Raw genomic sequence first — 19,520 nt, 5'->3', positions numbered from 1 at the left:
TGAGCGGAAGCCTGGCCGACAATCAATCCGTCGCGGACATCACGACGAAGTCCTGGCCGGAGCGGCTGTCGGGATGCAGCGGGGCATCGGTCAGCACCATCACCATGCCTGGATGCATCCGGGCCTGCATGGCGTCAAGGAAGCTCTTTTGCGTGCTGAGCCGCTTGAGCATGTCTTGCTCGCTGTTGAAGAACGAGCCGGAGCTGGCGCTGCGGCTGATGTCGACCCACTGCCAATCGTTGGCGGCGCCAGCCACCTGCAGGGTCAGCACATGGCTGCCAAGCCCGCCGGAGCCGGTGATGGTCAATGGTGCCTGCGTGACGACCACGCCGTTCTCGATCAGCATGATCTGCTTGTCGCCCGATGAAGCGATGATCGAGGTGACCGGAAAATCCTCCGGCTCGACCCAGTCGGCGGACCGCTTGTGGCCGTCCTTGCTGGCGACCACGTTCTGGAACTGCCCGGCCGCATAGCCGCCCAGCACCATACCGGGGTTGGTCAGTTCGGCCGAGTCGCCACGCGCGCCCGAAATGATGACCGGCGTACCGATATGGGTGATGCCATAGAGGTCGCTGGAGAAGGCGAGCGGCAGCCGCACGCAACCGTGCGAGGCAGGATAGCCTGGCAGGTTGCCGGCATGCAGCGCGATACCCGACCATGTCAGCCGGTTCATGTTCGGCATCGGCGCGTCATTGTAGGTGCTCGACTTGTGGTCCTTGTCCTTTTCGAGAATGACAAAGATGCCGGTCGGCGTCTCATGCCCGGGCTTGCCCGACGAACAGGTCGAGACGGCAATGCGCACGCCGTTGCGATAGACATGCACGCGTTGCTGCGGCAAGGAGACGATAATGGCGACCGGCCCCTTCTTCTGGCGTTCTGGATGCCAGGTGAACTCGCCGGGCTTGAGATCCTTGATGTCCTGAAGCGTCTCCACGGCGAAGCTTCGCGTGGCCGGCAACAATGCCAGCAAGCTGCCGCCAATGACCACATGCCGCCGATCTAACCTCATTGCGCCCCTCTTGTGGTAGCCCCGCTAGTTACAGGCAGGGTATTTGTACCGGTCGGCTTGTGACACGTCGGCAGGACACGTTCACTTTGCGGCGGACTTGCCGCCCTGGCCGCAGCTGGAAGCCGCCACCTTGGCGATGCTGGCATATTTGCCTTGCGAGACCTTCACTTTCACGCAGATTTTGGAGCCGTCGTTCCACCAGTTGTTGTTCTTCACATTCGTATATCCGCGCGACTGCATTGCGGTCTCGGCACCGGGAGCGCGCGCGCCGACCAGATCGGCAACATCGGCGGGCGCTTTGGCTTGCGCGGTGGAAACCGAGAGCGTCGCGAAAGCGAGAGCGGCAAGAAATTGCAAACGGCGTGTCATGCGTCACCCTCTCAAAGAGCCAGCCATGACACAGTAAGCGCAGTTCGAGCATCGTTCGACCGAAATTTTCAACAAACCGCTTTCAACCCCCGATCGCCTTGCCGGCCTGCTGCAGCAATTCGAACGCGGCGAAGCGCTTGGCATGCCAGCCGGCCAGCGCCGCGCCGGGGGCGATAGACCTCGCCAAGCTCCGACATCGCTGCCATCGCCGTCACCAGATCCTTGCGTGCTCCGGCGGCGACGGCACCCAGCATCGGGGTGAAAGTGCGTGTGGAACGGGTAGCCATGCGACCAGGCCTTGAAGGCCTCACCGCGTCGTATCTGGACAACTTCCGGGTCCGGTTCCTGATGCGCTCGGCATTTTCGCCAGATTTGCAAAAGTCCCCTGCCTCTCGGGAAGCCCACGCATTCCGTCAGGGCTTCAGGACCGGGACAGGTTCCCGTTGGCCCGGTTGACGTAACGTTCATCGCGGACATCACATCACGGACGTCAAGAATAACTTCAGAAAGCCGCCGCCAAGCGCAACGAGAACGGGGCGAGGACAACAGCGTGGCATTCCGACCTAGAGCACTTCACCGTTTCACGGAAGCGGCGATCCGCTCTAACTCATTGTTTTTACTAAATTCAGAACGAAAAACCGCTCCACATTTTTCCTGGAGTTGCTCTAGCCACAATAGCGTCAGTTAAAGACCACAAGATCTTTACGGCTGTGCGCGCCTACATATCAGCTGCGGCGTCGGTTATATAAAGTTGCGCGTCCCAAATAACGTCGCCAGCATTTCCAAGCGAGAGTGTGCTCAACGTCGCCATGACCTCGATGGCGTGTTGCGCTGACTTTATCGGCGGCTCAGCATGCCCGCCTTGCGCGAGGATCACGTTGTAGACCTCGTCTGGCGTATTGTTCACATACTGGATTTTATCGCCGATCATGAGCGCGGATCGAATCTGACCGTACGGCATAGGCTCTTGATCAACCTTCGCGACCGGAACGGGGCCGCTGGCTTTCGCGCCGTTAAACCATACAGGTTTTCCGCCCGGCTGCGCTAGGCTGATGAACGAGGCTACTTCAGCGTGTACTGCCGTTGCAACCGCCGAAGGGATATCATTGTAAAAAGGAATAATCAGGCCATCCACGCGAGAATTTCCTTTCTCGCCCAAATCGGCTTCGGTTTGGCGAACTCTTACTATATCGGTAGCCTTAATTTGGACTGCCACACCGTCGAACCGAGTTAAAGTAATCATTTCCCACTCCACCTAGCCATAAGATTGAGAAAATCAGAGATATTTGATCTTGGCAAGTGTGATCACGAATTGTTGTTGGCAATGCTTCTCGTGCGAAATTCTAATACAGTATCACATGCTAGAGCGCTGCCTCGCACCTCCAATCCGCTAAATTCGTCGCATTGCCAATGCTGCTTGCCAAATCCCGCCGTGCCGCCCATACACCTGCTCGCGTGATCGCCCTGCCCGGCCGCGCCTCTTCTCATTTGCCAGGGATACTGCCCGATGCCTGCGACGCCGTGGTCAAAGTCGTGACGGATCCTTCCGCTCCAATTTCGCTACTGAATCTCGGATGGTCGGATTTCTTCGGCGATCAGCTTGAGCCTGATGAGGCCAACCTCGTCCCGACGCGCATTGCCATGGTCCACCGCGACCGCCTGACAGGCCTGTCGCAAGCCGGGCATATGGACCTGACCTTGCCGGCGCAGGCCAACACCGGCGACTACGCTGTCGGCGACTGGGTGCTTGCCGAGCCCGATACTTATCTGCTGCGCCGCCGGCTGACCCGCAAGACGGTGCTGGAACGCCGCACGCAGGGCGGCCGAATTCCGCAGCTGGCCGCCGCCAATGTCGACACGCTGTTCATCGTCACCTCCTGCAACGCCGATTTCAATCCGGCCCGGCTCGAGCGCTACCTGGCGCTGGCCAACGAGGCTGGAACGACGCCGGTGATCCTGCTGACCAAGGCGGATACGGTGGCGGATGCCGAGCCCTACCAGAAGCAATCGCTGGCGCTGCAGCGCGGATTGGCGGTGGTGACGCTCAACCCCAAGACCGCCGATGCCGCAAGCGCACTCGCCGCCTGGTGCGGCACGGGCCAGACTGTTGCGCTGGTCGGCTCCTCCGGCGTCGGTAAGTCGACGCTGGTCAACACGCTGGCCGGGTCGGCGCAGCAATCGCCGCAGCAGACCGGTGGCATTCGCGAGCACGACGCCAAGGGGCGCCACACCACCACCGCGCGGTCGCTGCATGCCATCGCCGGCGGCGGCTGGGTGATCGACACGCCCGGCATGCGCACGCTGCATGTCAGCGATGTCGCCTCCGGCATCGACACGCTGTTCGCCGAAATCACCGAACTGGCGCCGCTGTGCAAGTTTCGCGACTGCACGCATGTCCATGAGCCGGGCTGCGCGGTGCAGGCGGCCTTGAAGGCGGGCACGCTCGACCCGGAGCGCCTCGCCCGCTGGCGCAAACTGTCGGACGAGAACCAGCACAACACGCCGGTTCAAAGCGGCCCGCGTGGCGGCAAATCTCCAGCCAAGCCTGCCGGCGGACGCGGCAAGCGGCGCTGACCTGACCGACTAGGCAACCTGCCACAGGGACTGTTTCGAAATTCGCTCTGGCGAGCCATATGGTGGTGGTTTCGAGAACCGAAGCGCAGCGGACATTTGGTCCGTGAGCTCAGTTCTACTGCGACGCAGTAGAACTGAGGAAGCGCAGAAACCGCCGCCAGGTGGCCGCCTGAGTAGAATTTCCAAACAGTCCCTCAAAGACGCGCCGTGCCGAAGACCCTGTCCCAGAATGCCGACGTCACGCCAAAATTGATCGTCTCGTCGGTATGGTGATGCAGGGCATGGCGGCGCTTCAGCGTGTAGAGATAGCTTGGGTGGGCAGGATGCCAGTGGTGGATCATGTGGTGGACACTGATGTACCAGAGATAGCCCAGCATCAGCCCGCAGCTGACGGCACTCGCGATCGCGAAATCCGAGAACAGCCACACCGGCAATGCGATCAGCGCATGCACGCCAAGGCTGAGCCAGGTGGGCGTGCCCACGGAACTGCGTTCCTCGACATGGTGACGGTCGTGCAGGTCCTTGATGTAGGGAATGTGGTGCAGGACGAACCTGTGCAACACGTATTCGGTCAGCGTCCAGAGAAGGAGACAGGCGGTGGCCGTGGCGATCCAGCCTGGCGCACCTTCTTCACCCGCCTCGATCAGGCCGGCCACCGCCAGCACGGCGATCACCAGGGGATACACCACGAAGTCGCTATAGTAGCCAATAAGACCGAGTTGCATTGGGGGCGCCCCAGACGGAAATATCGAAATGGCAAACGCAGCGTGACGATCTATCCACCAAACCGTGCCGGCGTCCACGCCCCGCCGGCGGAATTCGAATCCACCGCCGCCGCGACGAACTTCACGCCGCGTGCGCCGTCGACGACATCGGGCACCTGTGCCGCACGCGCCGGATCGACCGCCACGCCCGCGCGATGCGCGCGGATGATGTCGGCGGCGTCACGGTAGAAATTGGCGAAGGCCTCGATATAGCCCTCGGGATGCGCCGCCGGCATGCGCGACACGCGCCGGCTTTCCTCGGTCGAGCCATGACCGCCGCGCACCAGCGTGCGTGTCTCCTCGCCGTAGCGTGAGAAGCGCAATTCCTCCGGCCGCGCGCCAGACCACTCCAGCCCGGCGTTTTCGCCATAAAGGCGCACGGACAGATCATTGTAGTGGCCGGGCGATGTCTGGCTGGCGAGGATCGTGCCGCGCACGCCGCCCGTCCAGCGCACCAGAACATGCGCATTGTCGTCGAGCCGACGCCCCGGCACGGCGGTGAACAGGTCTGCCGAGACCGCCTCGGCCTCGCGGCCCGAGATATAGCTCGCCAGGTTGAAGGCATGCACGCCGATGTCGGCCAGCACCGCCGACTGGCCGGCGCGCGCCGGGTCGGTGCGCCATTCCGCCTGCTTCTGGCCATCGGCATCGATCGGTTTGGTCAGCCAGTCCTGGATATAGGCGCCATGCACGGAAACGAGCCGGCCAAGTTCACCCGCCGCCACCATCTCGCGCGCCTGGCGCACCATGGCGTAGCCGGTGTTGTTGAGAGTGACGACGAAGCGACGGTTTTTCGCCCGCGCCAGCACTACCAGCGCTTCGGCTTCCGTCAGCGTCGTCGACAAGGGCTTGTCGCAGATCACGTCGATGCCGGCCTCGAGGAAGGCGGTGGCGACCGGCGCATGCAGATGATTGGGCGTGACGATGACAACGGCGTCGATGCCATCCGGACGCACGGCCTCGGCGCGCGCCATCTCCCGGTAGTCGGCATAGCTGCGCTCAGGGGCGATGCCGATTTCGGCGGCCGAGGCAGCGGCGTTTTCAGGACGCGAGGACAGCGCACCGGCAACCAGCACGATCTGATCGTCCAGACGCATTGCCAGCCGGTGCACGGCGCCGATGAAAGCGCCCTGCCCGCCGCCCACCATGCCGACGCGCAGGCGTTGGCGTGTCGACCCTTCGGAAATTGCATAGACCATGATTCGAGAACCCCTCAGGAGAAGACCATTTCTGACGGCATTTAGGGCGGAAGTGCGGTCTGTCCCCGCGCATGCCGTTGCCCCAAACCGCTGCGCACTTTTGGGCGACATGCAGCTTACCCCCGCGCATGTCGTTACCCCAAAACCGCTGCGCACTTTTGGGCGACATGCAGCCTTCCTTTGCGCATGTCGTTGGCCCAAAACCGCTGCGCACTTTTGGGCGACATGCGCTAGCACTTTCGAATATGATTTCCAATTTCCATTTTGTAAAACGATCATGCCGCGCTAGCCTGCGGCCATGGGTGGAGCGCAGAAAAATTCACAACGATCGAGCGTCGACGAGGCCGCGACGCGCAAGCGTGGCCGCTCGCTGGCGGCGCTCGGTTACATCAAGCCACAGACCTATGAGGAACTGCGCGCGGTGCTGTCATCCGGCACCGTGCATTTCCCCAAACGCCTGCGCCAGGTCGCCATTTTCCTGTGGCAGCACCCCAGCGACGTGGCGCTCGGCACCATCGCCCAGGTGGCCGATCAGGCCGGCGTGCAGCCCTCGACGCTGGTGCGCTTCGCCCAGATCTTCGGCTACAGCGGCTTTTCCGATTTCCAGGGCCTGTTCAAGGATCATGTGAAGGCATCATGGCCCGAAGGGCGAGGCCAGGAGCGCACCGCCGCCGAGCCTCATGCCGACCTGCATTTCCTGCGCGGCATGGTTGGAGCCTCGCAGGCCTCGCTCGGCCGCATCGAGAGCGGCTTCGACATCGAGAGTTTCGAGAAGATGGTGGCGCTGCTGTCCGCCGCCGAGCTGATCTATGTCATCGGCAGCAAGCGCGCCTTTCCGGTCACCACCTATCTGTCGCTTACCTTGTCGCAGCAAGGCGTGCGCAATGTGCTGGTCGACAATGTCGGCTCCTCGGCGCTCGATCAGGTCGGCTGCATCGGCCAGCGCGACACGGTGCTGGCGGTCTCGTTCAGCCCCTACAATTCGATCACGCCCGACCTCGTCGCGGTGGCGCATGAACGGGGCGCCCGCATCGTCACCATCACCGACAGCACGTTCAGCCCGCTGGTCAGGCTGTCGGACGGCTGGCTGGAAGTGGTGGAGTCCGATTTTGCCGGCTTCCGCTCGCTGGCAGCGTCGCTGGCGGTCGGCATGGCCCTTGTTCACGGCGTTGCCGCCCGCCGCGCCGGCTGACCGCTCCGGTTGACTATCGGGAATTCACGTTCCATATTTAAAAAAATAGAAAATTTGTTCGGGAGGCGGGATGGAGCTTCGGCTCGACGGCAAGGTGGTGCTGGTCACCGGCGCGACGCAAGGCATTGGCCGCGCCATCGCCGAGGAACTCGCGCGCAATGGCGCCGGCGGCCTGCTGATCACCGGGCGCGAGGCCGAGCGCGGCAACGCGGCGGCTGTTGAGCTTACGGGGCTTGGCACACCGACGCATTTCGTTGCCGCCGATCTCTCCGACCCCGCCACGCCCGCCCTGCTGGCAAAGGCCTGCATCGATCGCTTCGGCCGCATCGACGCGCTGGTCAACGCCGCCGGCCTGACCACCCGCGCCTCCTTCCTCGATGCCGGTCCCGACGACTGGGCATCGCTCTTTGCCGTCAACGCGCGTGCGCCTTTCTTTCTGATGCAGGCGGCGATTGCCGACATGAAGAAGCGCGGCCAGGGCGGTGCTATCGTCAACATCCTGTCGATCAATGCGCATTGCGGCTCGCCGGAGCTTGCCGTCTACTCCGCCACCAAGGGCGCGCTGGCGACGCTGACCAAGAATGCCGCCAGCGCCCACCGGTTCGATCGTATCCGCGTCAACGGCATCAATGTCGGCTGGACCGACACGCCGGCCGAACGCGTCATGCAGGCCGAGACGCTGGGCAACGGTCCGGGCTGGCTCGACAAGGCTAATGCGGCGCAGCCCTTCGGCAGGCTGCTGACACCGAACGATATCGCGAACCTCGCCGTCTTCCTGATTTCCGACGCCGCCGGCCCTATGACCGGCGCCGTGATCGACCAGGAGCAAGCGGTGATCGGGGCGAACCGGTGAGCGCGGCACCCGAAACACTCAGCACTGCACTGCTCGACCGCCTGCCCACGGACGTGCGCAAGCCAGCCTATGACCGTGCCGCGCTCGGCATCGGCATGGCGCATCTCGGCGTCGGTGCCTTTCATCGTAGCCATCAGGCCGAATATACCGACGATCTCCTGGAACATCGGTTCGACCGCTGGGGCGTCGTCGGCATCAACATCCGCCCGCCTCACCTCGCCGATACGCTCGGCCGTCAGGATGGGCTCTACACCAGGCTGATCCGCGAGAACCAGCGCATCGAGGCGCGCGTCGTCGGCAACATCGTCAAGGTGGTGGACAGTGAGGCAAGTGCCGCACCAGCGCTGGAGATTCTCTCCTCATCCGGCATCGAGATGGTGACGATGACGGTGACCGAGAAAGGCTATTGCCACATTCCGGCGAGTGGCGAACTCGATCTCAACCAACCCGACATTATCCACGACCTTGCCAACCCCGCGGCACCGCGCAGCGTGCCCGGCATCCTGGCGCGGGCACTGGACCTGCGCAGGCAAACGCATGGCCGTCCGGTCACGCTGCTCTCCTGCGACAACATCCCGGCCAACGGCATCATCCTGGCCAATGTCGTGCGGACCTTCGCGCAACAAAACGGCGACAGCCTTGCCAAATGGATCGACGCCAACGTTGCTTTCCCCTCGGCCATGGTCGACCGCATCGCCCCGGCGGTCACCCAAGCCGACATCGACACGGTCGAACAGCGGTTCGGCTACCGCGACGCCGCTGTGGTTGTCGGCGAGCCATTCCGGCAATGGGTGATCGAACAGAAATTCGCCGGCCGCGCGCCGCGCTGGGATCTGGTCGGCGCCACGTTCGTCGACGATGTCACGCCCTTCGAACATCTGAAGATGCGGGTGCTCAATGGCGCCCAGACAACGCTCGCCACGCTCGGCGTGCTGGCCGGCCTTGAGCATACGTTCGATGCCATTGCCGATCCGCTGCTCGAAACCTTCGTGCGGCGCATGCTGGTCGAGGAGACCTTGCCAACGCTGATGCCCGTGCCCGGCATGGAGCCGCAGGCCTATGTCAGGCAGAGCCTTGACCGCCTGCGCAACACGGCGATCCGCCACCGCAACCACCAGATCGCCACCGACGGATCGCAGAAGATCGTCCAGCGCCTGCTCAACCCGGTCCGCGACCGCCTGGCCCAGGGGGCGGGCATCGGGCTGCTGTCGGTGCCGGTCGCCGGCTGGATGGCCTATCTGGTCCAGGCATCGTCGAGGTTCGGCAAACGCTGGCCGGTTTCCGATCCCTATGCCGGCAAGGTCGCTGATATAGCCGATACCGCTGGCCGCGACGCGCAGGCGCTTGTGTCAGGCATCCTCGCCATCGACACGATTTTCGACCCCGGCCTTGCCACGAACGACACCTTCCGCAAGACCGTTACATCAGCGCTCGGCGGCCTGCTCTCGGATGATCCGATGGCGGCGGTCAGGCGCGCTCTGGAACAAACCGAGGCCGCACGGTTGAAGCTGTCAGCACAATCGGCATAGTAGAAATCGGCCGTGAATTCACGGCCAGGGGAGGCATTGAATGAAGCTTGGCGTGCTCACGGCACCATTCGCGGAGACACCGCTTGGCGAGGTCGCCGATTGGGCGCAAACAGCCGGTTTCGAAGCGCTCGAAATCGCCTGCTGGCCGAAATCCTCCGGCTCAAGCCGCCGCTACGCCGGCACCAGCCATATCGACGCCGCCTCGACCTCGAAGGCTGAGGCGAAGGAAATCGTGGCATCACTCGCCTCGAAGAACCTTTCGGTCTCCGGCCTCGGCTTCTATCCCAACCCGCTGCATCCCGATGCCGGCCACCGCCAGACCGTCATCGATCACTTGAAGAAGGTGATCGTGCTGGCGGCCAACATGGGCGTGCCTGTCGTCAACACCTTCTGCGGCGGCGATGCTTCCAAGACGGTCGACGTCAACTGGGAGGAAGCGCTCAAGGTCTGGCCCGCCATTATCGCCCATGCGCGCGAACATGGAGTCAAGCTCGCCTTCGAGAACTGCCCGATGATCTTCAGCTATGACGAATGGCCCGGCGGCCACAACATCGCCTATTCGCCCTACGTCTGGCGCCGCATCCTCGAGGCCTGGGGCGGTGATGTCGGCATGAATTTCGACCCGTCGCACCTGGTCTGGCAGATGATCGACCAGGCCCGCTTCATCAAGGAGTTCGGTCCGCACATGCTGCATGCGCATGCCAAGGACCTGATGATTGATCGTGATGGACTCTACGAGCGCGGAATTCTCTCAGTTGGCATAGGGTGGCAGGTGCCGCGCATGCCGGGGCTGGGCGATGTCGACTGGAATGTCATCTTCTCGGGCCTCTATCGGGCCGGTTACGATGGCCCGATCATCATCGAGCATGAGGACAGGCGATTTGAAGGGAGCGACGACAAGGTGAAGCGCGGATTCCTGCTCGCGCGGGACGTGCTGCGGCCCTTCGTGAAGTGACGAGAACAATGCATGTCGCCCAAAAGTATGAAGCGGTTTTGGAGACAACGACGTGCACAACCAACAAGACCTTGAGGCACACCGCCTGAATCTCTTTCTACGCGGCGCGCTTTAACGGCTTGGAACTGAACTGAAAATCAAAGTGGAGGAAGTCTGACATGAACAAGAAATATCTGACCATGGTCCCGCTGCTTGCCGGCGCGGCCTTCCTGGCCTCGGCAGGCGCCTCGTCCGCCGAAGGCAAATACACGATCGGCATTTCCAACACCGTGCAGGGCAATGGCTGGCGCGAGGAAATGGTCTGCGCGATGAAGGCGCAGGCGCTCGCCTCGGGCGAAGTCACCAAGCTCAACATCGCCCACCGCAACACCGACGCGGCCGGCCAGTTGGAAGACATCCGCAACCTGATCAGCGCCAAGGTCAACGCCATCGTCGTCAACCCGGCTGATCCGGCCGGCATCAAGGCCGGTCTCGAGGAAGCCACCAAGGCCGGCATCGTCGTCGTCGCCGTCGACCAGGCCGTCACCGAGCCGTCAGCCTACATCATCTCCAACAACCAGGAACAATACGCCTATCTCGGCGCCAAGTGGCTGTTCGGCCAGATGGGCGGCAAGGGTGAAGTGTTCTACATGCGCGGTGCCGCCGGCGCGTCCGCCGACTCTGACCGCGACAAAGGCTTCAAGAAAGCGCTGGCCGAATTCCCCGGCGTGAAGGTTGCACAGGAAGTCTTCACCGGCTGGCAGCAGGACCAGGCCAAGCAGCAGATCCTGTCGTTCCTCGCCACGGGCACCCCGATCAACGGCATCTGGACGTCGGGCATCGACAACGTGATCGTCGACGCGCTGGTTGAATCGCAGGCGCCATTGGTGCCGGTGGTCGGCGCCGACAATGCCGGCTTCGTCGGCCAGTTGAGCTCGGTCAAGGGCCTCGTCGGCGCGGCCGTGACCAACCCCGGCTCGATCGGCGGTGCCGGCGTGACGCTCGCCCTGCAGATCCTCGACGGCAAGAAGCCGGCACAGCAGACCGTGCTGGTCGACCCGCAGCTGTGGGACAATGCGACCGACGAAGGCAAGGCCAAGCTGAAGGCCGCCGCTGATCCGTCGCTCAGCCCCGAATGGCCGGTCTCGATCTCGATCCCGGGCTGGACGACCTACACCAAGGAACAGATCGTCGCATGCAAGGGGCCGGGCGAATAAGCAGGGACTTCGACCACCGGTCGGCGCTGCCCCTCACTGTCCTGCCGGACATCTCTCCCCGTATAGTGACGGGGAGAGAGAAGCGGATGCAACGCCGGCACCCTTTTTTGCTACGCTGAAAAATCGGCGAAACCTGCGACGAGCCCCCTCTCCCCGTCCCTATACGGGGAGAGGATGCCGGCAGGCAGGTGAGGGGCGGCGCCGATGTTCGCAATTTATTTGAGCACATAGATCGAGAACCGCACGATTTGACAACCAACCCGCTCCTCGACGCCACTGGCGTCGCCAAGAATTACGGCGCCGTGGCGGCGCTGCGCAATGCTTCGCTGTCGGTGCTGCCGGGCGAGGTTCACGCGCTGATGGGCGCCAATGGTGCCGGCAAGTCGACCTTGGTGAAAATCCTGACCGGCGCGGTTCCGGCCACGTCGGGCCGTATCCTGATCCGTGGCGAGGCCCGCGACATACGCTCGCCCGCCGCCGCGCGCCGGGCCGGCCTGCTTCCCGTCTACCAGGAACCGTCGCTGATCCCCGATCTCGACGTGCTTTCCAACTTGCGCCTCACCGGCACGCCGGTCGAGCCGTTCCGCGCCTGGGTGCGCGAACTCGGCATTCCCGACCTCGACATCCGCGAGACCGCGCGCGACATTCCGCTGGCCGTGCTGCGCGTGCTCGATCTGGCACGCGCGCTGGCTGTCGAACCCGACGTGCTGCTGCTTGACGAGACGACCGCGGCGCTGCCCGCCAATCTCGCCGAGAAAGTGCTGGAAGTGGTGCGCCGCCAGGGCGACAGCGGCCGCGCGGTGATCTTCATTTCACACCGCTTCGTCGAGATCTCGGCACTCTGCGACCGGGCCACCGTGCTGCGCGATGGCGCAACCGTCGGCGTCGTCGATATCGTGCCCGGCGTCGAGGAAAAGATCGTCGAGCTGATGCTCGGCACGCGCATCGAAAAGACCAAGGTCACGGCGCGCAGCGCCGGCCAGTCGACTGCCGCACCCCCTGCCCGCCCGCGCCTTGGCGTACGCAACCTGCGCGTCGGCACCAAGCTCGATGATGTCTCGTTCGATCTCGCCGATGGTGAAGTCGTCGGCGTCGTGGCGCTGGAAGGCCAGGGCCAGGACGAGCTGTTCGCCGCGCTTGCCGGCTCCATCAAACCATCGGGCGGCACCATCGAGGTCGACGGCCAGCCGGTGAAATTCTCGCACCCGATCGACGCCATCCGCACCGGCATTGCCTATGTGCCGGGCGACCGCTCCGAGGCGCTCGCCATGCAGCGCTCGGTACGCGAAAACATCGCGCTGCCCTTCAGCGCCGCCTTGCGCAATTGGGGGCCTATTCCCATGCGCCAGGAGCGCGCCAAGGTGGTCAGCGCCATCGAGCGGCTGCAGATCGATACCCGCGCCCAGCGCGAAGTGCAGCGCCTGTCCGGCGGCAACCAGCAGAAGATAACCATTGCCCGCTGGATCGCCGCCGACACCAAGACCATCCTGTGCTTCGACCCGACGCGCGGCATCGATGTCGGCACCAAGCAGGAGATCTACAAATTGCTGCGCGAACTCGCCGAACACGGCAAGTCGGTGCTATTCTACACATCCGAACTCGAGGAGGTGCAGCGTGTCTGCGACCGCGTCATCGTCATCTTCGGCGGCCGTGTCGTCGATATCTTCAAAGTCGAGGAGGCCGACGAGCCGGCGCTGATGCGCGCCGCTTACGGCTTGCCGCGCGGCGCCAAGGCGGATGTCGGCATCCTTGCCGCGCCAAGCTCTCCCGCACCGGAGGCGGCGCCATGAGCCACCTGTTGCGCCGCCAGGGCTGGGTCGCCGGCCTGTTCGCCCTCTTCATCGCCCTGTTCATCATCACCAAGCTGATCCAGCCCGGCTATGGCAGCGGCGACTTCGGCTCGCTGGTGCGCGCCGTGCTGCCCTATGCCTTCGCCGTTGCCGCCCAGACCGTTGTCGTCATTGCCGGCGGCATCGACCTGTCGGTCGCCGCCATGATGGCGCTGACCAGCGTCACCGCCGCCTCGATGATGGCGGGCGCCTCCGAGGAATACGCGCTGTTCGTGGTGCCCTTCGTTCTGGCCATGGGTTTTGTGCTCGGAGCCGTCAACGGCCTGCTGATCGTCGTCACCCGCGTGCCCGACATCGTCGTTACGCTGGCCACGCTGTTCGTGCTGCAGGGCGCCGCCTTGCTGGTGCTCGACGCGCCGGGCGGCGGTGCTGCCGAATGGCTGAAGGGCCTGATCGTTGGCACAGTGCCGATCCCTGGCCTTCCCGACAGCATCGACGCCTGGATACCGAAGGCGCTGCTGCTGCTTGTGGTCTGCCTCTGCGTCATCTGGATACCGCTCAGGCGCTCGCGGCTTGGCCTTTCCATCTACGCCATCGGCTCAAGCGAGCTGGCGGCCTTCCGCAGCGGCGTGCCGGTCGCCCGGACCCGCATCATCGCCTATGCGCTGTCGGGCCTTTTCGCTGCCTTTGGCGGTCTGGCGCTGACCATGAGCACCGGCATCGGCGCCCCCATCCCCGGCCCCTATCTGCTTGCCAGCGTCGCCGCGGTGGTGCTGGGCGGCGTGGCGCTTGGCGGCGGCAAGGGTGGCCTGCTCGGGCCGATCGTCGCCGTCTTCGTGCTGCGCCTGGTGCGCACGGACCTGACGCTGCTCGCCATCGACCCCAACGTCACCGCCATCATCGAGGGCCTGATCATGGTCGCCGTGGTGATGTTCGGCGCGTTTATTACCATGCGGGGGCGGCAGTCATGAGGGGCCATCCGCACGCGCTTCTTCCTTCTCCCCTTGTGGGAGAAGGTGGCCTCGCGGAGCGAGGTCGGATGAGGGGTGTTCCAGGGAACGCCAAAGCCTCACTCCGTCACCCACCCCTCATCCGTCTCGGCGCTGCGCGCCGATCCACCTTCTCCCACAAGGGGAGAAGGGAGAGATGCGTCGCCCCACCCCAATCGCGAGCCACCCCATGAGCACCACCGCGATCACGCCCCTGCCCGTGCCCTTCGGCCGCCGCGTCAAACGCTTCATGGCCGACCGGCCGCTGATCCCGCTGATCATCCTGCTCGTCATCCTTGTCGTGATCCTGCAGATCCTGCGGCCCGGCATCGTCAATGAGCGCTGGATCGCCAACACCATCAAATTCGCCATTCCGCTGGCAATCCTGGCGGGGTGCCAGACCATGACCATGCTGACCGGCGGCATTGACCTTTCGGTCGGCACGGTGGCAACGATGGCGGCCTTCATCATGGCGACGCAGGTGGTCAATCAGGATCCGGCGGTGGCCTTCCTGCTGGCGATGATGCCGGCGGTGCTGATCGGCCTCGTCAACGGCATCGGCGTCGGCGTCTTCCGCGTCCATCCGCTGATCATGACGCTAGGCACCAGCCTGATCGGCACCGGCTGCCTGCAGGTCTACCAGCGCACGGTGATCGCGTCGGGCGCCAAGATCCCAGACTTCCTCGCATGGCTCGGCACCGGCCTGACCTTTGGCTTTCCGAACGCCCTGCTGCTGTTCGTGCCGCTGGCGGTGCTCATCGTCTTCGCCTTGAGCCGCACCGGCTTCGGCCGGCTGCTTTACGCCGTCGGCGACAACGAGCGCGCAACCCGCCTGTCGGGCGTGCAGTACTGGCAGGTCATCACCGCGCTCTATGTCCTTTCCAGCGTGCTCGCCGGCATCACCGGCCTGCTCTATATCGGCCTGATCAAGGCCCCGTCCCTGTCGCTCGCCGAACCGCTGGTCCTGCCCTCCGTCGCCGCCGCCGTCATCGGCGGCACCTCGATCTTCGGTGGCCGCGGCGGCTACACCGGTACCATCATCGGCGCGCTGATCCTGACCGTGCTGACGACGCTGCTGACCATCCTGCAGATGCCGGAAGGCGCAAGGCGGATCCTGTTCGGACTGATCGTGCTGTTCGTGACGGCGGCCTATTTGCGGATCGTGGAGGACCGGTAGGCGCTGTCAGATCAGGAGTTTTCTGGCCTGCGAAAGGCCGCTGATTGTTCGGCTCGAAGCGTTGGGGTTGGACAGGACGGCGTTTCGCCGGCAGCCCCAGCGCGGTTTGAAATGGGACAGTCCCCCGCAGATTGCCTTCGTGACCGGTATTGCGATCTCGGATCTTGAAAGGTCGGCGAACCAGACCTGCTGGCCGCAGGTTTCCCTGATTTCATCCAGCAAGGCCTCGACGCTACCGGTGCCAACAGTCTCCAGACCTTGCGGAGGCTTGCCTATGGCGAAGCGAAAGTTGCGCACGTCCGCGAAGCGCTTCCAACGGGTCATCCGGCAATCGTCTTCGCTTGACGTCGCATGGCGGGGCCTCTCGGTTCGTTCGGCGTGAGCCTGCATGGCGGCCTCGGACTGTATCAGTTCCAGGAACGCGGAGCGGGCCGCACTTACCAGGCGGAAACCGGCCCCGAAGCCGACCGCCATGTCCTCGCCGCTGTCCTCGCAGCTGATCGCCGCCACCACGGCAGCCGCTTCGAAGGACGAGATATCCAGAAGCCAGACCCTGCGCCCCGTGTCGGAGCGATGCTGCCGGATGTGAGACATCAGTTCCGGATCGTCGAGTTTTGCGATGTCCAGCCGCGTTCTCAGGCAGCCCCGGTGCCACCAGATCCCCGTGGCGTCCCGTTCCACCAGTTCAAGCAAGGCACGCGTTCTCGCCTCGGCCCTGGTTGGCCCCGCCGCGCAGCCATTGGAATCGACATTCAAACTGGCATCGCCGGAAGCGATCTCGCCGAACCGGCCATAGCAGAGAAATGCCGGACAAAACGCTGCCCTGTCGTCGTGGAAGCTTGCGACGGAAACCCATTGCCGAGCGCCTTCCAGATGCTGCCTTGAAGGGATGCGGTCCCAGCCGCGCCAGGCCTTGTTGAGACGCTCGCGATTTTTGATCTGTTCGGGAGAAAACCCCAGCACATCGGTCGCATCGATCCTTGTTGCGTTGCCCAGGGAGCCTGTGTCCGCGAAGCTCTTGACGTCTTCTGGGCGGCAGATCCAACTGCCGATCTCCGCCGCTTCTCCAATGCAGGCCAGTACCGCCCGGGCCACATCAAAGCCCTTTCCACTGACAGTAACCCGCTCGTGGCGGCCTGCGCTCAGGACAATGTTTGACATCGCCAGGAATGCGCCCGGAACGTTGAACACCTCGATCTCGATGTCGCGGCTGGCCGCGAAGCGCAAAAGCGGCAGGCCATTGTCGGGCGCGGCAGCAAGTGCCGCTGCCAGGCTCCGCGGGACGTTCAAATCATCGGCGATCGACCGGCCTCGCTGGCCGGCGCCGTTCTCGATCAGCATGTCGGGCAACAGCGAAGCGAGCTTTATCCAATGGGGCTCGCGCAACAGCATCTTGGCTCTTTCAAAGTTTTAGCTTCTGCTGTTGATTACGTAGAGTAAGCAGGCCGACTCCCGTCGGCCGGAAAGACGGCAGCCGGCGGAGTTTCCAATTTCCACAGACAGTCTGGCGATTAGGCTAATCGGCGGTTTCGAGCTTCGCAAGGGCGGGGTGATGTTGTCGCTGGGCAAGCGCAAGGCCTGCGCGATCCTCGCCTATCTGCTGCTGAGCGGCAGATCGCGCGAGACGCGCGGGCGTCTGGCCGCATTGCTGTGGAGCGAGCAGGATGAGGAGCATGCGCGCGGATCGCTGCGCCAATGCATCAAGGACCTCCGCCGCCTCGCGGACGAGACCCGTCTCAACTACCTCTCCGTGGACAAACTTGTCCTGGGAATAGACCCGACCGCGATCCGATCCGACATCGACGAGCTTGAGCATGCGCTTGACGCCCGCGACTATGACGGCGCCCTGCTCTTGCTGGCCAAGGCCAGGGATGGACTTTGCGCGGGACTGGACGACTGTGATCCCGTTTTCGACAACTGGCTGAGAATGCAGTCAACCATGCTGACCGACAGGCTGGTCACACGGCTCGCGGCCTGGCTCGCCGCTGAGGTGGACCCCCGACAGCGCAAGTCCATCGCTGCGTGCATTCTGCAACTCGATCCATTCTTCGATGACGCAGTGATGGAGACCATCCGCAGGGTTTGCCAGGAAAGCGGCTACTCCCGCGCCCTGGCATTTTTCGAGCGCTACGCGGCCGAACTCAAAGCGGATATGGACTTGCGGCCATCGGACGAGATCCTGCACCTTGTTGAGACACTGAAGAAGCCCGGCAAAGGCAGTGACAAGCAGGCGGTTGCCTCCCGCCTTGCCCAAAGTGATCACGACAGCCGCATCCCCGGCAAGCCGACGATCGCCATCATCATTGCCAGGCGCGAAGCTGAAAACGAGCATCTCCAATTCGCGCTCGCCACGGAGCTTCTGGCCTCCATTTCCCGCTTCAGGCACTGGACGGCGGTGTCGACGGAGTTGCAGGGCAGCGCCATCTCGTTCGAGCAGGTGCGTCGGGCGGCGGGCGAACACGTGGACATCGGTGTGCTCATCCGTCTGATCGATTCCGGTGGGCCTGCCGCCTTCGAGATTACCTGCTATGACTTCCTGCAAGGCGAGGAAGCATTCGTCCTCACCGTGCCCTCGGATCCATCGTCCTGGCGGTCGGCTTTCAACGAGGTCTGCGCGCGCTTTTCGGCACGCCTCCAGATTGCCTTGTCCAGCGCCAGGCTGCATCGCATATCGCAGGCTTCACCCGATCATTTCTCGGCCTATGACTGCTGGCTGGACGGACAGCGGCTTTCGATCATGTGGCGAAAGGACACTGAAGAGGCTGCAATCGCCCGCTACGAGGAAGCGATCCGCCTTGATCCCGACCTGTCCTGCGCGTACTCCAGCCTCGCCGCGGTGCTCAATTCGCGCTGGATCGTCGTTCCGGGAGCGCCGTCGATCGAGCAGGATCTCAAGCGCGCTTTCGAACTCTCCAAGCGCTCTGTGCTGCTCGACCCGTTCGACCATCGCAACCAGGTAAATCTGGCCTGGAGCCATCTTCTGGCGCGACGCTGGGACCTCGCGGATTTCCATTTCAGCCTGGCGCATGAGCAAAACGCTGGCAATCCGGCGACACTGATCGCCTACGCCCTGGCCAGTTCTTTCATGGGCAATCATGAGCGGGCCGTGGAACTGTCAAAGCGCTGCTTCGAACTCAATCCAACGCCTGACGCTCACTACCATGGCTACCAGGCAACCATTGCGTTTCTCGCCGACGATCTGGAAGGCTGCGTGGCGGCCGCGGCCAAGAGCGATCAACTGTTCGCCGACATCCATGGCTGGTCGGCAGCTGCCCTTGCGCTGCTGAAACGCAACCGCGAGGCTGGCGACGAGTTCAGGCGCTTCCAGCGCAACCTTGCCGCCGCGTGGAGTGGCAACAGCAGGCCTGACCGCCTCGTTGCCGTCGACTGGTTCAAAACCGCCTTTCCCATCCGGCTTCCAGCCGACCAGGATAAGCTGGCGCGCGGCATCGAGCTGGCGGCGCAGTCCGGCTAAGGAGCAGCCGCCCGCCCCTGCGATCTCACTTGCAGCGTGACATCACGTAGTCGCCCAGGCGGCTGTAATATGCCCGCAAGCGGTTTTGTTTTTTCTGGTCGGGCGGGCCGGCATTCGGATCGATCTTGTAGTGATCGGGAAATGTATAATCCTCGCCGGGTCCTACATCAGGTGCGATGGTGACGATCGTTTCCTCAACGTCGCCGGTGAAGGGAAACGCGATGTGGGCGACCAGGTTCTCGTCGAAATGCGGAACGATGGTGATCTCCTCCCACGTCTTGTCCTTGGGCGTCATGAAGCCACGCAACAGATCCTTCATTGCCTTCTGATCTCCGCTTCTGAAGACCACCTGTTTGCTCGGGTCCTTGATCAGGTCCCGGATGAATTCGCCAAGCGCCTCGAACTGCACATCCTTGAATTTCACCATTTTCGCTTCCCCCTGAAACCAG

Annotated in this window: 17 protein-coding genes; 10 read left to right on the top strand and 7 right to left on the bottom strand. The window is 63.6% G+C overall.

The genetic code is table 11. The features are described 5' to 3' along the window. Positions 1-22 precede the first annotated feature (22 nt). From GA829_RS16190 to GA829_RS16180, 3 genes are all read right to left on the bottom strand, one after another. Entirely contained in the window at positions 23-1,009 is a 987-nt protein-coding gene (locus GA829_RS16190; protein WP_195179443.1) for a L,D-transpeptidase, read from the bottom strand. Between the two features lie 81 nt (positions 1,010-1,090). After that, a complete protein-coding gene (locus tag GA829_RS16185) occupies positions 1,091-1,378 on the bottom strand; it encodes a hypothetical protein (protein ID WP_195179442.1) in 288 nt (95 codons plus the stop codon). A 718-nt stretch (positions 1,379-2,096) separates the two neighbouring features. After that, positions 2,097-2,621 carry a hypothetical protein gene (locus GA829_RS16180; RefSeq protein WP_195179441.1) on the bottom strand — a complete coding sequence of 175 codons (525 nt, stop codon included), beginning with the start codon at positions 2,619-2,621 and terminating at the stop codon, positions 2,097-2,099. Between the two features lie 278 nt (positions 2,622-2,899). Between GA829_RS16180 and rsgA the strand changes: the two genes are divergently transcribed. Then, positions 2,900-3,952, top strand: coding sequence for a ribosome small subunit-dependent GTPase A (rsgA, locus tag GA829_RS16175; protein ID WP_258052343.1), 1,053 nt, complete (start codon positions 2,900-2,902; stop codon positions 3,950-3,952). Between the two features lie 194 nt (positions 3,953-4,146). Here rsgA and GA829_RS16170 read toward each other — a convergent pair whose 3' ends face one another. Together GA829_RS16170 and GA829_RS16165 are read right to left on the bottom strand one after the other, a co-directional pair. Next, positions 4,147-4,677, bottom strand: coding sequence for a sterol desaturase family protein (locus GA829_RS16170; RefSeq protein WP_195179439.1), 531 nt, complete (start codon positions 4,675-4,677; stop codon positions 4,147-4,149). 50 nt (positions 4,678-4,727) lie between these two features. Further along, positions 4,728-5,915, bottom strand: coding sequence for a Gfo/Idh/MocA family protein (locus tag GA829_RS16165; RefSeq protein WP_195179438.1), 1,188 nt, complete (start codon positions 5,913-5,915; stop codon positions 4,728-4,730). A gap of 298 nt (positions 5,916-6,213) precedes the next feature. Here GA829_RS16165 and GA829_RS16160 point away from each other — a divergent pair, with 298 nt between their 5' ends. From GA829_RS16160 to GA829_RS16125, 8 genes are all read left to right on the top strand, one after another. Continuing rightward, on the top strand, positions 6,214-7,107 hold the full coding sequence (locus GA829_RS16160) for a MurR/RpiR family transcriptional regulator (RefSeq protein WP_195179437.1): 894 nt from the start codon (positions 6,214-6,216) through the stop codon (positions 7,105-7,107). A gap of 70 nt (positions 7,108-7,177) precedes the next feature. Further along, positions 7,178-7,960, top strand: coding sequence for an SDR family oxidoreductase (locus GA829_RS16155; RefSeq protein ID WP_195179436.1), 783 nt, complete (start codon positions 7,178-7,180; stop codon positions 7,958-7,960). After that, entirely contained in the window at positions 7,957-9,489 is a 1,533-nt protein-coding gene (locus GA829_RS16150) for a mannitol dehydrogenase family protein (RefSeq protein WP_195179435.1), read from the top strand. The genes GA829_RS16155 and GA829_RS16150 overlap by 4 nt, the downstream gene beginning before the upstream one ends. 40 nt (positions 9,490-9,529) lie before the next feature. Beyond that, positions 9,530-10,444: a sugar phosphate isomerase/epimerase family protein gene (locus GA829_RS16145; RefSeq protein WP_195179434.1), complete on the top strand. Its 915-nt coding sequence runs from the start codon at positions 9,530-9,532 to the stop codon at positions 10,442-10,444. Positions 10,445-10,602: 158 nt separating this feature from the next. Then, positions 10,603-11,640: an ABC transporter substrate-binding protein gene (locus GA829_RS16140; RefSeq protein WP_195179433.1), complete on the top strand. Its 1,038-nt coding sequence runs from the start codon at positions 10,603-10,605 to the stop codon at positions 11,638-11,640. Positions 11,641-11,888: 248 nt separating this feature from the next. Next, positions 11,889-13,430: a sugar ABC transporter ATP-binding protein gene (locus GA829_RS16135; protein ID WP_195179432.1), complete on the top strand. Its 1,542-nt coding sequence runs from the start codon at positions 11,889-11,891 to the stop codon at positions 13,428-13,430. Next, a complete protein-coding gene (locus tag GA829_RS16130; protein ID WP_195179431.1) occupies positions 13,427-14,401 on the top strand; it encodes an ABC transporter permease in 975 nt (324 codons plus the stop codon). Before GA829_RS16135 ends, GA829_RS16130 begins: the two co-directional genes overlap by 4 nt. A gap of 208 nt (positions 14,402-14,609) precedes the next feature. Beyond that, complete coding sequence (locus GA829_RS16125) at positions 14,610-15,596, top strand: ABC transporter permease (RefSeq protein ID WP_195179430.1); 987 nt, start codon at positions 14,610-14,612, stop codon at positions 15,594-15,596. Positions 15,597-15,602: 6 nt separating this feature from the next. Here the strand turns inward: GA829_RS16125 and GA829_RS16120 are convergent, their stop codons facing one another. Further along, positions 15,603-16,823, bottom strand: coding sequence for a YcaO-like family protein (locus tag GA829_RS16120; protein WP_195179429.1), 1,221 nt, complete (start codon positions 16,821-16,823; stop codon positions 15,603-15,605). A gap of 325 nt (positions 16,824-17,148) precedes the next feature. Between GA829_RS16120 and GA829_RS16115 the strand changes: the two genes are divergently transcribed. After that, entirely contained in the window at positions 17,149-19,071 is a 1,923-nt protein-coding gene (locus GA829_RS16115) for a hypothetical protein (RefSeq protein WP_195179428.1), read from the top strand. A 25-nt stretch (positions 19,072-19,096) separates the two neighbouring features. On the opposite strand, the gene GA829_RS16110 is transcribed toward GA829_RS16115, so the two are convergent. Further along, positions 19,097-19,498 carry a hypothetical protein gene (locus tag GA829_RS16110; RefSeq protein ID WP_195179427.1) on the bottom strand — a complete coding sequence of 134 codons (402 nt, stop codon included), beginning with the start codon at positions 19,496-19,498 and terminating at the stop codon, positions 19,097-19,099. Between the last annotated feature and the right edge of the window lie 22 nt (positions 19,499-19,520).

Source organism: Mesorhizobium sp. INR15 (assembly GCF_015500075.1).
Classification (GTDB): Bacteria; Pseudomonadota; Alphaproteobacteria; order Rhizobiales; family Rhizobiaceae; genus Mesorhizobium.
This window is presented reverse-complemented; position numbering and strand designations above follow the sequence as displayed.